Annotated in this window: 13 protein-coding genes; 6 read left to right on the top strand and 7 right to left on the bottom strand. The window is 61.1% G+C overall.

From position 1 onward, the window contains the following. Window positions 1-29 precede the first annotated feature (29 nt). On the top strand, window positions 30-1,097 hold the full coding sequence (locus tag AC1DX6_RS15845) for a BMP family ABC transporter substrate-binding protein (protein WP_477314832.1): 1,068 nt from the start codon (window positions 30-32) through the stop codon (window positions 1,095-1,097). A gap of 47 nt (window positions 1,098-1,144) precedes the next feature. Here the strand turns inward: AC1DX6_RS15845 and AC1DX6_RS15840 are convergent, their stop codons facing one another. Next, the gene (locus AC1DX6_RS15840) at window positions 1,145-2,251 is read right to left on the bottom strand and encodes an acyltransferase family protein (protein WP_477314830.1); all 1,107 of its coding nucleotides are present in this window, start codon (window positions 2,249-2,251) and stop codon (window positions 1,145-1,147) included. A 238-nt stretch (window positions 2,252-2,489) separates the two neighbouring features. Here AC1DX6_RS15840 and AC1DX6_RS15835 point away from each other — a divergent pair, with 238 nt between their 5' ends. Further along, complete coding sequence (locus AC1DX6_RS15835) at window positions 2,490-2,933, top strand: hypothetical protein (protein ID WP_477314828.1); 444 nt, start codon at window positions 2,490-2,492, stop codon at window positions 2,931-2,933. Window positions 2,934-3,015: 82 nt separating this feature from the next. Here the strand turns inward: AC1DX6_RS15835 and rimO are convergent, their stop codons facing one another. The 5 genes from rimO to AC1DX6_RS15810 all read right to left on the bottom strand — a co-directional run bounded on the left by rimO (window position 3,016) and on the right by AC1DX6_RS15810 (window position 7,989). Then, window positions 3,016-4,329: a 30S ribosomal protein S12 methylthiotransferase RimO gene (gene rimO, locus AC1DX6_RS15830; protein WP_477314826.1), complete on the bottom strand. Its 1,314-nt coding sequence runs from the start codon at window positions 4,327-4,329 to the stop codon at window positions 3,016-3,018. A gap of 150 nt (window positions 4,330-4,479) precedes the next feature. Next, window positions 4,480-5,139 carry a TerC family protein gene (locus AC1DX6_RS15825; RefSeq protein ID WP_477314824.1) on the bottom strand — a complete coding sequence of 220 codons (660 nt, stop codon included), beginning with the start codon at window positions 5,137-5,139 and terminating at the stop codon, window positions 4,480-4,482. Window positions 5,140-5,347: 208 nt separating this feature from the next. Beyond that, entirely contained in the window at window positions 5,348-5,755 is a 408-nt protein-coding gene (locus AC1DX6_RS15820; RefSeq protein WP_477314822.1) for a DUF930 domain-containing protein, read from the bottom strand. 108 nt (window positions 5,756-5,863) lie between these two features. After that, window positions 5,864-6,223, bottom strand: coding sequence for a hypothetical protein (locus tag AC1DX6_RS15815; protein WP_477314820.1), 360 nt, complete (start codon window positions 6,221-6,223; stop codon window positions 5,864-5,866). 29 nt (window positions 6,224-6,252) lie between these two features. Then, window positions 6,253-7,989 (bottom strand): Rcat domain-containing protein, encoded by a 1,737-nt coding sequence (locus AC1DX6_RS15810; protein ID WP_477314818.1) that lies wholly within the window; start codon window positions 7,987-7,989, stop codon window positions 6,253-6,255. 243 nt (window positions 7,990-8,232) lie between these two features. Between AC1DX6_RS15810 and AC1DX6_RS15805 the strand changes: the two genes are divergently transcribed. The 4 genes from AC1DX6_RS15805 to AC1DX6_RS15790 all read left to right on the top strand — a co-directional run bounded on the left by AC1DX6_RS15805 (window position 8,233) and on the right by AC1DX6_RS15790 (window position 11,377). After that, window positions 8,233-9,096, top strand: a complete 864-nt coding sequence (locus AC1DX6_RS15805; RefSeq protein WP_477314816.1) for a bile acid:sodium symporter family protein — start codon at window positions 8,233-8,235, stop codon at window positions 9,094-9,096. 200 nt (window positions 9,097-9,296) lie between these two features. After that, window positions 9,297-10,532 carry a pilus assembly protein TadG-related protein gene (locus AC1DX6_RS15800; RefSeq protein WP_477314814.1) on the top strand — a complete coding sequence of 412 codons (1,236 nt, stop codon included), beginning with the start codon at window positions 9,297-9,299 and terminating at the stop codon, window positions 10,530-10,532. 4 nt (window positions 10,533-10,536) lie between these two features. Next, the gene (locus AC1DX6_RS15795) at window positions 10,537-10,977 is read left to right on the top strand and encodes a TadE/TadG family type IV pilus assembly protein (protein WP_477314812.1); all 441 of its coding nucleotides are present in this window, start codon (window positions 10,537-10,539) and stop codon (window positions 10,975-10,977) included. Further along, window positions 10,967-11,377: a TadE/TadG family type IV pilus assembly protein gene (locus AC1DX6_RS15790; RefSeq protein ID WP_477314810.1), complete on the top strand. Its 411-nt coding sequence runs from the start codon at window positions 10,967-10,969 to the stop codon at window positions 11,375-11,377. The genes AC1DX6_RS15795 and AC1DX6_RS15790 overlap by 11 nt, the downstream gene beginning before the upstream one ends. A gap of 65 nt (window positions 11,378-11,442) precedes the next feature. Here AC1DX6_RS15790 and AC1DX6_RS15785 read toward each other — a convergent pair whose 3' ends face one another. Beyond that, the gene (locus AC1DX6_RS15785; RefSeq protein ID WP_477314808.1) at window positions 11,443-11,895 is read right to left on the bottom strand and encodes a pyridoxamine 5'-phosphate oxidase family protein; all 453 of its coding nucleotides are present in this window, start codon (window positions 11,893-11,895) and stop codon (window positions 11,443-11,445) included. Window positions 11,896-12,204: the final 309 nt, after the last annotated feature.

The raw sequence follows: 12,204 nt of genomic DNA, 5'->3' as shown, positions 1-12,204 counted from the left end.
CTCCAAGGCTAACACAGAGAGGTAACACAATGAAAAAACTGCTTATTGCCCTGATGACCACGACGGCCGCCGTCTCGCTGGCGGCGTCGGCGCAAGCCGCCGACAAGCTCAAGGCCTGCTGGGTCTACACCGGCCCGATCGGCGATTTCGGCTATTCCTACCAGCACGACCAGGGCCGTCTCGCAGTGGAGAAGGCGCTCGGCGACAAGGTCGAGACCGCCTATCTCGAGAACGTCTCCGAAGGCCCCGATGCCGATCGTGCTTTCGAGCGCCTGGCGCGCGAAGGCTGCAAGATCATCTTCGGCACGTCCTTCGGCTTCATGGATCCGGAAGTGAAGGCCGCCAAGAAGTTTCCCAAGGTGATGTTCGAGCATGCAACCGGCTACAAGACCGGCGACAATCTCGGCATCTACAATGCGCGTTTCTATGAAGGCCGCTATGTGCTTGGCCAGATCGCCGCCAAGGAATCGAAGGCTGGCGTTGCCGGCTACATCGTTTCCTTCCCGATCCCCGAAGTGGTGATGGGCATCAATTCCTTCATGCTCGGCGCGCAGTCGATCAACCCGAACTTCAAGGCCAAGATCGTCTGGGTGAATTCCTGGTTCGATCCGGGCAAGGAAGCCGACGCGGCCAAGGCGCTGTTCGACCAGGGTGCCGACGTCATCGTTCAGCACACCGATTCGACCGCTGCCCTTCAGGTGGCGGAAGAGCGCAAGCTGCACGGCTTCGGCCAGTCCTCCGACATGATCAAGTTCGCCCCGAACGCCGCATTGACCTCGCTCACCGACGAATGGGGCCCGTACTATGTCAGCCGTGTCCAGGCCGCGCTCGACGGCACCTGGAAGCCCGACAATGTCTGGCTCGGCATCAAGGACGGCGCGGTCAAGCTCGCTCCGTTCACCAACATGCCCGACGACGTGAAGGCGATGGCCGAGGCAACCTCGAAGAAGATCGCCGACGGCTGGAACCCCTTCACCGGGCCGGTCGCCAAGCAGGACGGCACGCCGTGGCTCAAGGACGGCGAAGTCGCCGACGACGGCACGCTGCTCGGCATGAACTTCTATGTGAAGGGTGTCGACGACAAGCTGCCGCAGTAAGCCGGCAACACATCGAACGGGGGAAGGGCGCCGCGAGGCGCCCTTTTTCATTCGGCGGGTTGCGCGCCGATAGAGATCGGACGAAATCGCATTAGCACGGTATCGACCACGCGGCCGAGCCAGATCTTGACCATGCGTTGGGCCGCTCGTTCGAAATAGTGCCAGATCGCCCACGAAACCAGGAGCATGAGAGCAACGCAGCCGAAGGCGGCAACCCATTTGCCGACCAGTGGTGCCGCGCCATTGATCGCGAGATAGCCGATGTTCTGGTGCAGGAGGTAGAGCGGGTAGGTCAAGCCGCCCAGCGCCAGCGTCAGCGCGGACGGCCTGACACGATTGCGCAACAGAACGCCGCCGATCAACGCCGCATGCATGACGACATTGGCGGCCACGAGATGTGTCTGCGAAACCGCAATGCCATATTCATTGAGCATCCAGTGCTGCGTCACCGAGAGCGTGCAGCAAGACAGCAGGAAGGCGGCCGCCAGCAGCAGCAAGGCGTTGGCCGAGCGGCCATGCGCATGGATATGGTGGACCAGCAGGCCTACCGCGAAGAAGGGGCCGAACTCGGTGATGAACAGCAGCCGGATGGCGCGACTGTCGACGAAGAACTCGTTCAGCGCCGCGATCGCCAGCCAGATGAGGATCAACTGCAGCTTCCATTTCTGGAAAACCCCGGTGAGCAAGGCGAGCGTCACCCAGCCGTAGAAAACCAGCTCAAGCAGGATCGACCAGTAAACGCCGTCCATGAAGGGTTGGCCAAGCGCCGGCGCAAACATCGACAGATTGGCGCCATACTGGCGCAAGGAGGCTGAGAACAACGGCGCGCCGACAGTAACGACAATCGCGAAGGTGATCGTCATGCACAGCAGGTAGCCAGGATAGAGGCGCGCGAAACGCGCGATTGCAAACTGTTGCCAGCCGCGGTTCTCCGCCGACCAGGCAATGACGAAGCCGCTGATCAGAAAGAACAGATTGACGCCGAGATAGCCGTAGATGGCGACCGGCGCCGCGGTCGGATAGCTCACGGCGAGAACGCCGCCGGCGGCCGACCCGCGAAAGAAATAGTGAAAGAACACCACAGCCAGCGCCGCCGCCAGCCTCAGTAGGTCCAGCGTCGCGATGTAATCCTGGCGGGCAGGTCTGGGGTCCATCCAAATTCTCTGCGTTTACGATACGGAAACCATAAAGCAGGCCGCGGCCAAACAGGGTAAACGGGCGCACCTATCGCGAAATTTGGTAAATAGCGGCCGGAACATTGCGCACGGGGCACAATGTCTGTGACACGGCTCCGTGACACCCTTCACAGACGCCAATGGGTTCTACTTCCATGCTCATCTTGCGGACCGGACGAAATCGGCCGGCGTGACAAGCGTCAGCAGGAGAAGTCTTATGCAATTGAACAAAAAACTCTTAGCCATCATCGGTAAACGTATTCCAGCCATTTACGACGTTATCCCGCACGGACCCCAGTGGCGACTTGCGCAAATCGCACTCAATCCTCAGCCGCTCCCGCCTCACGAGCTGGGCGCTGCGATAGCCGACGAATTCGTGCGCTACGCATGGGTCGCCGAGCGAGGCGGGCACGACATGAAAGGGGTGCTGAGCGACCTCGACGATTGGTGCCCGACGCGCCCGAAGCTGCCGAAGCTCCCCCCGTGGTGGCCGCCCATTCCGGAGCCGGAGCCGCATCCCGAATGGTTCGTCGACTATCATCTGGGATTTGCCGCACGGTTGGCGGTGATAGCGGCCGGCTCGGCGGGCACACGATTGGACAAGACCCTCAATCAGGTCATCGATCGGTCCCTGTCTGCAATCGAGCAAGTGAAGCTCTGACGGAACGCTGCCAAAAATGAGGGCGCCATAGAGGCGCCCTTTTTGGCAATTGGCGAATTCGTCCGGACGTCGCGACCGATACCTAGACCGCTGAACCGTAGAGATCGTAGGCGTCGGCACGGTCGATCTTGACGGTGACGATGTCGCCTTGGCGCAGCGGGCGTCGCGACTGGATATGCACCGAACCGTCGATTTCGGGCGCGTCGTATTTGGTGCGGCCCTTGGCTGATGTGCCATGCGCCTCGTCGATCAGCACTGGCAGGCGCTTGCCGACCTTCTTGGCCAGCTGCGTCGCCGAGATCTTCTGCTGGCGCTGCATGAAGCGGTGCCAGCGTGCTTCCTTGATCTCCTGCGGCACCTGTTCGAGGCCGAGATCGTTGGAGCGGGCGCCCCGGACTGGCTCATATTTGAAACAGCCGGCGCGGTCGATTTTTGCTTCGTCCAGCCAGTCGAGCAGCATCTCGAAATCCTCGTCCGTCTCGCCGGGAAAGCCGACGATGAAGGTCGAGCGTATCGCCAGATCGGGACACGCTTCGCGCCAGCCGCGAATGCGCTCCAGCGTCTTTTCGCCATGCGCGGGCCGGCGCATGTTCTTCAGCACCTGCGGCGAGGCGTGCTGGAACGGGATGTCGAGATAGGGAAGGATCTTGCCCTCGGCCATCAGCGGGATGACATCGGCGACATGCGGGTAGGGGTAGACATAGTGCATGCGCACCCAGATGCCGAGCTTGCCGAGTTCCTCCGACAGGTCGAGGAATTTTGCCCGCACTTCGCGGTCGCCGAACATCGACGTTTGGTATTTGATGTCGATGCCGTAGGCGCTGGTATCCTGCGAGATGACCAGGAGCTCCTTGACGCCGGCCTTGGCCAATTTCTCAGCCTCGCGCAACACGTCCGCCGCCGGCCTCGAGACGAGATCGCCGCGCAGCGCCGGGATGATGCAGAAGGTGCAGCGGTTGTTGCAGCCTTCCGAAATCTTCAGATAGGCGTAGTGGCGCGGCGTCAGCTTGACGCCTTGCGGCGGCAACAGGTCGATATAGGGATCGTGGCTCGGCGGTGCCGCCTCATGCACAGCCGCCATCACGCTCTCATAGGCCTGCGGGCCGGTGATGGCGAGAACGTTGGGATGCCGTTCGCGGATGACGTCGGGTTCGGCGCCGAGACAACCAGTGACGATGACCCTGCCGTTTTCCGAAAGTGCAGAACCGATGGCGTTGAGCGACTCGTCGCGGGCCGAATCGAGGAAGCCGCAAGTGTTGACGACGACCAGGTCTGCGCCGTCATGCTTGCGCGCGATCTCGTAACCTTCGGCGCGCAGGCGCGTGATGATGCGCTCCGAATCCACGAGGGCCTTCGGGCATCCAAGGCTGACGAAACTGACGCGAGGGGCAGACATAAGGGTTTTCCAGATTTTCAGGATTGGCGGCGCAGTACCACACTTATTGTGGCATTGGTATGGGCAGGGCAGCGGCTGCGGCGAAACGCACGGCAGCTGCGGGCAAAGGCAAATCTGCGCCAATCGCCGAAATTGCAGAGAGAGACGGTGTCAGCCCACCGCGGCGTTCACATGCGGCAACACTTCCACCACGCCCCGATAGACCATGTCGACCGCGACATAGAGGATGATCGCCAGGCCGATATAGGCGATCCAGCGGTGGCGATGCAGCAGCTTGGCGATGAAGCTGGCGGCCAGGCCCATCAAGGCAATCGACAGCACCAGGCCGATGACCAGCACCGGAAAATGATCGCGCGCCGCGCCCGCGACCGCCAGCACATTGTCGAGCGACATCGACACATCGGCGACGACGATCTGCAGCGCCGCCTGGCCAAGCGTCTTGCGCGGCGCTTTGCCGGCCACCGTTCTGTCGTTGTTGAGGTCGGAATCGGACAGCGCCTCGGTCGCCTCCAGCTCATCGGCATGAGACGTGCGCAGCTCGCGATACATCTTCCAGCACACCCACAAAAGCAGGATGCCGCCGGCCAGCAGCAGGCCGACGACCGCCAGCAGCTTGACGGTGATTGCGGCAAAGCCGATGCGCAGCACCGTTGCCGCCAGCACGCCGACAAGGATGGCCTTCTTGCGCTGTTCGGACGGCAGGCCGGCCGCGGCCAGGCCGATGACGATGGCGTTGTCGCCAGCGAGCACAAGGTCGATGGCAATGACCTGGAGCAGGGCGGTCAGGCTGGCAGCGCTGAAAATGTCCATCGACTGGAAGTCCCTTGCTCGTTGGCCGAGTGTGCGTCGTCGGATATCCCGACGCCCTAACGTGGATGCTTCCCGCGCGTCAAGACACCGCCGGGAACAACATCAGCGCATCGGACTTTTGCGGCGGGAAAGCATAGGGTTTACGACGGTCGGCGACAGCGGGTGAAATACCGCACCATCCCGGTAAATCCAGTCGCAGGGATGAATTCTAGTCGTAGAGGTTATATTTCGCCCAGTCGGTTTCCGGAATCTCGTCGCCGATCCGGTAACGGAGCTGCAGCACTTCCATATGGTCCGGCGCCGTCTCGCATTTGAATTTCAGCCGGTACCACTGCCCCTTGCTGCGAAAGGCAGCGCCTGGGCTCTTGATTGCGTCGGCGCCCATTTCAGGCGTCGAAAAGGCGTAGGCGACGACGCGATCGGCTTTGAATTTGCTGTCGTCATGCGTGATCCGATCCAGCACTTCGGCGTCACATCGCTGTTCGAGCCGGGTTTGCGGATCGAGTTTCAGCAGGCCGGCGCGGAGCGCGCTGTCCATCGCGTTGGCTGGCCAAGCCAGCGTCAGCGACGCCAAAGACATAAGGCAGAGCTTTTTCATGGGCGCGAGAAGCAGCATATTTTGTCGGAGAAATCAACTATTGCCGCCCCTCGACACGTCCGATCCGGTCAAACCATCGTGTTCCCTAAGTCATCGAGGCGGGCAGGGACCAAGCTCTCGATCAGATCAAGAAACGGGCACACCAGCACGCGACTTCAACCGGCTGTAGAGCCGGGCAAGCCGCAGGCGGGCAACGGTCAGCCCCGCCGCTTTGCCGATGAGCGCGGCAGCGGCGAGGTAGAGCAGGATGCACCACCAGGCGAGCGCGCCGTCGAATCCCCTGAGCAGCCCGAGCAGCACGGACGCGACCAGGACGGCCATGACGGCGACCGAGCCCTGTTCGCATCCGCAGGCGAAGTATGCGCGGTTCAACGCCCGCTCTGTGCCTTCATCGGCGAGTGGCCCAGCCAGCCGGATGCGCCGGATTGCCGGCTTGCCGCTGCGCAGCTGCTCCAGGCTGGCGAGGCTGTCTACGGTGAACTCCATGGTGGTCTTCTCTCCACGCACGACCCGCTTCAGGGAAAGATCTTGTCGAGCGCTTCGGGCGTGGTAGTGATCCACTGCCACACCGCCTCGGCGTCGGCACGGGTGAAGTTGGCCTCGCCGCTGCCAAAACCGTAATTGCCGATCGTCTCACCCCAGTTGGTGCCGAGCGCCGGCTTCCACATGATCTCGGCCGGGCTGGTGTGCCCGTCATGGTTCAGTCCGACATAGTGCCCGATCTCGTGGATGGCGACATACTGAAAGATGACTTCCGGGAAGCGGTCGCGGAAGGTGGTGCCGGTCGGGCTGCCGTCGCCCAGGGCCGGTCGAAACCATGAGGTCAGACCGTGCAGACTGGTGCTGACGTAACCGAAATGGGCGATCACCGGCACCACACGCAGGTCCTCATCACGGTCGGGGCGGCCCATCAGCCGCAACAGCTCTTTTTGCACGGTATCGTCGTTTTCGTCGCTGTTGAGCGGGACGAATTTGGACTCGGTCACCGCGACCTCGCCGATCGACGGCCAGGTGAAGTTGATGCCGACCTGGAAGCCCTTGCGCTGGGCAAGCTCCAGCCGGTTGCGGAACGCGTCCCGCTTGATCGGGTAGGCGGTGAAGGAGGGAACGGCGCCGGCGCCGAGTTCGAGGAAATCGTCGAGGTCGGTCTTCGTCACCGTCGTCCTGGTGCCGGTGTAGACGACCTCGCCCTCGAATTGTTCCCAGGCCGCCTTGCCCTGGCAGTCGGTGAAACGCCCGGCGACGGCATAAAGGTTGAGCGCGCCGGAGCGGTGCAATTCGCGCAGGAACTCGCTGGAATGAATTGCCATGCGGCGAGGGGCCAATTCCATGGGCACGCCGATGGGCGCGCCGCCCAGGCGCGCTCTTTCCTTCGAGCGCGCCAGCCGGTCCGGATCCTTGGCCAGTGCCGCCGACAAGGCGTCGTCGATGATGGTCTCGAGGCCGCGTTTGTCGATCAGCTCGCGCGGACCGACATAAAACACCATGCCGAGCAGGCGCGTGACGCTGGTGATCACCCTGAGCACATTGAAGATGCCCAGCCCCTTCTGGATACGGCACCAGTCCAGGCTGAGGATGCCGATGACCAGATCGCGGATGCCTTCGACGGTATCGCGCACCCAGTCGACCACATCAGCCGCCCAGTCCAGCAGGCCTTCGAGGGCGCCGAAGATCGCGCCGAAGAAGGCGCAGGCGCCGTCGCCGAAGATGCAGAAGGTGCGGCCCAACGAGCCCAGAAGGTCGCCGACCTCGTGCAGGATTTCGGCCACGTCGTCGAGCAGTGACACGACCAGTTCGAACACGTCGTCGACCGCGTCGACGACGTCGTTGACCAGGTCCCAAAGGGCCGAGAACGCCTTCACCGGATCCTCGAACAGGCAGACGAAGAAAGTGACGAGCCGGGTGATCACCTTCAGCACCAGTTCGACGACGATGCCGACAACCGTGGTGACGATCTTGCAGACCAGGTGCGTAACCCATTTGCCGATGGTGACGACGACCCAGGTGACGACGCGGACCACGACGGTGACCAGCCAGCAGAACCACTTGTTGCAGCAGGCGCACCACCAGTTGCAGTCCTGCTCGCGGCAGCGCTTTTCCTGCTTGCTGACCCAGTTCTCAACCGGCTGCTGCACCTGCTCCTCGACCCAGGTGGTCACATTCTCGCAGGCTTCGCGCGCCTGGGTGATGAACCGCTCCACGGGAGTAAGCACATTCTCGGTGATCCATGTCGACACTTCACGGCAGGCCATGACACTGTCCCTCCTTGGCCAGGCCAACCGCTGAAGTCCGATCAGCCTCGGCCTTCATCTGTGACATCCGGGCGATCACGCGTCTGTGAGCTGTTTCTCAATCCAGCCTCAGTGGAATCGCGCCGGATTGCCCGAGGACGGGTGCCGGTGCAGTGGGCCGGAATGTCGAATAATTCCGTATTCATAGTTTTGCGCTAATAGATCGGTTCGCGGACCTTGGCTGGTCAGCAGGGGAGCACCAGCATGCAGCACAGCGCCACCTTCAACATCTTCCTGCCGGTGGCGCTCGTCATCATCATGCTGGGGCTTGGCCTGTCGCTGAAACTCCAGGATTTTTCGCAAGTCCTTTTGCGGCCAAAGACCCTGCTGGTCGCTCTTGTCGTGCAGATCCTGGTGCTGCCGGTCGTCTGCTTTGGCATCGTCTCGGTTTCGGCGCTGCCGCCGGCCATCTCGGTCGGCATGATGCTGCTCGCGGCCAGCCCCGGCGGGCCGACGGCCGTTCTCTATACCCATCTGGCCAAGGGCGACACGGCGCTCAGCCTGACGCTGACGGCGATCACCTCGCTGGTGGCGCTGGTTTCAGTGCCGCTGATCACCAATTTTTCGCTGCAGCATTTTTATGGCGCCGGACAGATCCTGCCGTTGCCGGTCGACAAGTTTCTGCAGTTTTTTGCCATTGTCCTGGTTCCGGCTGCGATCGGCATTGCGGTTCAGCATCGCTACCCAACCCTGGCGGACCGCCTGGAGCGCCCGGTCAAGCTTTTGGCAACGCTTTTCCTGGCGGCAGTCGTTATCTTTGCGGCCGTCAGCCAATGGGACGTGATCGTCACCTGGGGGCCGGTCGTCGGCCTTGCCGCGCTCGCCTTCAATCTGGCCAGCATGGCGATCGGCTACCTCATACCGCTTCAGCTTCGCCTCGAAAGGCGGCAGGCGGTCGCCGTCGCCATGGCCACCGGCATCCACAACGCCGCCTTCGTCATCACGCTCGCGCTCAGCGAATTCCTGCTCAACAATGCCGAGATGGGCGTGCCGCCGGCCATCTACGCCCTGATTGCCTACATCACAGCCGCGGCTTTCGTGTTCATCCTGAACAGATCGGCCAGATAGCCCAAGTCTTTGCAGACGGATTGCCGCGGCGGCGCGGACACGCGATCCTCGTGCGAAAGACGATCCAGCAAGCGCCGGAAGGCGCATTGCACTCTGGAGTATCGGCGCAAAAAAGAAATTGCGGGCTACTTCCGTCATTGCAAAGAATCGGAATGGAGTTTTTAGCCATTCATTCACACATGCATGCTTTCTAATAACATATGTTATTCAGCGCTTTCACCCGGATCCGGTTTGGCTTGGGCCGCCTAGTACGGGCCAAGAACGCGAATGTTGCCATCATCTTTGCGTTCACCTTGCCGGTTGTGGTCGGCGCCGCGGGCTTCGGGGTCGAGACCTCCTATTGGTATTACAGCAGCCTCAAACTGCAGGCAGTCGCGGATGCCGCAGCTTATGCTGGCGCCCTGGAAAAGATTTCCGGCTCCAATAAGCCCGCGATCATCTCCGCCGCGACGCTTTCCGCAACGTCCAATGGTTTTGCAACGCCACCAGGGACAATTAGCGTTTTCACACCGCCGTCATCCGGTCCAAACGTCGCAAACAAGGCGGTCGAGGTCATCGTTCACCAGAACCTGGATCGATATTTCACCGCGATATTCAACCAGGGGGCCGTTCCCGAACGGGCAAGAGCGGTGGCTCTCATTACAGATGCTTCAAAAGCCTGCGTACTGGCGCTCAATACCTCCGCGTCGAAGGCGGCGCTCTTTTCCGGCAGCACAAATGTCAAACTGACCGGCTGTTCGGTTATGTCGGATTCGATTGCCGCGGACGCCATCAAGCTGCAAGGGTCGGCAGCTTTGAATGCAGATTGTCTGATATCGGCAGGCGGCGTCTCTCTGAGCAACCCCGTAACGACCGTCTGCGCCGCGCCGATGACCCAGGCGTTGCCCGCCGCCGATCCTTTCGTCAATTTGCCGACGCCAGCAGCCTCGAACCCCTGTCAGAACACCAAGCCGTCGACCCTGCAGCCCGGAACCTACTGCGCCGGACTGAGCTTGAGCGGCAATGTGACACTCAAACCCGGTGTCTACGTCATTCAGGGCGGAGATTTCAAAGTGAATGCGAACGCCCAGATTTCCGGCAACGGCGTTACCATCTATCTGGCCGGAAGCTCGCGTGTCAGCATGAACGGCAACGCTTCAATCAAACTCAGCGCACCGACCTCTGGCACCTATTCCGGGGTGCTGCTCTATGGAGACAGAACCAACCTCGGCGGGCAGAACACGATGAATGGAACCGCGGATTCCTTGCTGACCGGCGCCCTCTATTTTCCAACGCAGCAGGTCAATTATCTCGGCAATTTTTCAGGCACGGGTGGTTGCACGCAGGTCGTCGCCGACACGATACAGTGGTCCGGCAGCAGCACCATCAAACAGGACTGCACCGGCCTCGGAATGAAGGACATTCCGGCGACGCAGTCCGTGCGGCTTGTCGAGTAGCACGATGGGCTGGCATGCCTCCCGATTTTTACGGAACAAGTCCGGTGTTGCCGCCGTGGAATTCGCGATGGTGCTGCCCATCCTGTGTGTTGTTCTCCTCGGCATCATCGATGGTTGGTCATTCGTCGCGAGTTCATTGTCGATGCGCGCCGGCGTCAAGACGGCAGCAAATCTCCTGATGGCCGGTGCGGCCAACGATCCGGCTACACAAGCGATTGCCCTTTCGAGTTGGGAAAGACATCCCGACGACGCACAGGTCACCATGGCGCGGCAATATATGTGCGGCAGTACGGTGGTGGATGCGACGAGCCTCTGCGCCGGGCCGAAAGTGCCGATGATCCTCGTCCAGATAGAAGCGACAGCCACCTGGGCACCACCTTTCGCCTTTGGCGGTTTCATGGATCCCCGCACGATCAGCCATCAAGAGGTGATCCGTGTCCGCTAGACAGACCGCACGTGGATTGCGTCGAGACCGATCCGGCGGAGCGGCGCTGGAGTTTGCGCTGATCGCACCTATTCTGGTGATGCTTTTGTTCGGCATTTTTGCTTTTGGGTGGTCCTTGAATGCGGAATCCAGCGTTCGCTACACGCTGGAGACGTCCGCACGTGCGCTGCAGATGAAGAATTCGCTTACACAGAGCCAAATTCAAGCCATCGCCACGCAAAAACTGCTGACATTAGGATTGAAGGATGTCGTGGTCACAGTCGCAATTGATGCCGCCAGCGGAGGTTTCCGCATGGCTCATCTTACCGCCGACTACGCCTATGTGATCGCGTTCCCGTATTTCGATCAGTACCCCATTAATTACTCAACAACCGTCACCGTCCCGCTGGTCGCCAGCTAAAGGTACCGCCGGCTTTCGCTGAGTTGGCGGCCGCATTACCCAAAGCTGTCTGGGGGGAAGCGCGCTCAGCAGGTGACGAGATCGGTGTGGCCAAAACCCTTGGAGTAGTCGAGCACGGAGATGACAGTAGGCATAACGCGAAATATGCGCGCCTGCTCCGGAGTCGGCATCGGACCTGGCAGCGAGACTTGCTCCGGATACTTCAACGGCAGCATCCGCAGGACCTTTTCCGCTTCGGCCCGGTCTACCACCGCCTGCGCGCGCGCCGCCATGGAAAGCCCGGTGATTTCCATCACCTGTGGCGTGTCGTGATCGATGGTCAAGGACACGCGATCGTCTCGGGCCAAATTCGCGGCCTTCTGACTTTCCAGACCGCAAAGGAAGTAAAGGGTAAGGCCTTCGTTCACATAGCCGACGGTCGTCGCCTGCGGCCAGCCGTCCGGCCTCAGCGTTGCAATTGTCATGATGCGGTGTTGATCCAGCAGCGTCAGGATCTTGTTTCTGACCTCTTCGTTCATCGGTTGTCTCCAAAGTCGATGCCGACCGTGACGCGATAGTAGGGGACTGTCGATCTCCTGACATTGACGCACATCAACGAAGATGGCTCGCAAACGCTTCTCGGCCGCAACGGCTGGTTGCTGCTATGTTCGCGCGATGGGGCCATCGGTTGTCACGAACGTCAGCAAACGGACAGCGACATGGATCGATTGAAACACGGCCAAGGGATCAGTAGCCGACATTGCTCGACTTCGGCCTTTGACTAGGCAGGCGGTATCACGATCACGCCAAGTGCGCTCGTCGCCGGTAGTGCTGAAAGTCCGCATTTG

The organism is Mesorhizobium sp. P2_C4, from assembly GCF_056404575.1.
Note: the sequence above shows the minus strand (reverse complement) of the source record. Positions and strands in the feature narration are given on the sequence as shown.

What these genes read in the sequence shown, in the direction of transcription:
- AC1DX6_RS15835 (WP_477314828.1), top strand. Translation starts at nt 2,490, where the DNA reads ATGCAATTGAACAAAAAACTCTTAGCCATCATCGGTAAACGTATTCCA.
- AC1DX6_RS15805 (WP_477314816.1), top strand. Translation starts at nt 8,233, where the DNA reads ATGCAGCACAGCGCCACCTTCAACATCTTCCTGCCGGTGGCGCTCGTC.
- AC1DX6_RS15840 (WP_477314830.1), bottom strand. Translation starts at nt 2,251, where the DNA reads ATGGACCCCAGACCTGCCCGCCAGGATTACATCGCGACGCTGGACCTA.
- AC1DX6_RS15795 (WP_477314812.1), top strand. Translation starts at nt 10,537, where the DNA reads ATGGGCTGGCATGCCTCCCGATTTTTACGGAACAAGTCCGGTGTTGCC.
- AC1DX6_RS15815 (WP_477314820.1), bottom strand. Translation starts at nt 6,223, where the DNA reads ATGGAGTTCACCGTAGACAGCCTCGCCAGCCTGGAGCAGCTGCGCAGC.
- rimO (WP_477314826.1), bottom strand. Translation starts at nt 4,329, where the DNA reads ATGTCTGCCCCTCGCGTCAGTTTCGTCAGCCTTGGATGCCCGAAGGCC.
- AC1DX6_RS15845 (WP_477314832.1), top strand. Translation starts at nt 30, where the DNA reads ATGAAAAAACTGCTTATTGCCCTGATGACCACGACGGCCGCCGTCTCG.
- AC1DX6_RS15825 (WP_477314824.1), bottom strand. Translation starts at nt 5,139, where the DNA reads ATGGACATTTTCAGCGCTGCCAGCCTGACCGCCCTGCTCCAGGTCATT.
- AC1DX6_RS15785 (WP_477314808.1), bottom strand. Translation starts at nt 11,895, where the DNA reads ATGAACGAAGAGGTCAGAAACAAGATCCTGACGCTGCTGGATCAACAC.
- AC1DX6_RS15820 (WP_477314822.1), bottom strand. Translation starts at nt 5,755, where the DNA reads ATGCTGCTTCTCGCGCCCATGAAAAAGCTCTGCCTTATGTCTTTGGCG.
- AC1DX6_RS15800 (WP_477314814.1), top strand. Translation starts at nt 9,297, where the DNA reads ATGTTATTCAGCGCTTTCACCCGGATCCGGTTTGGCTTGGGCCGCCTA.
- AC1DX6_RS15810 (WP_477314818.1), bottom strand. Translation starts at nt 7,989, where the DNA reads ATGGCCTGCCGTGAAGTGTCGACATGGATCACCGAGAATGTGCTTACT.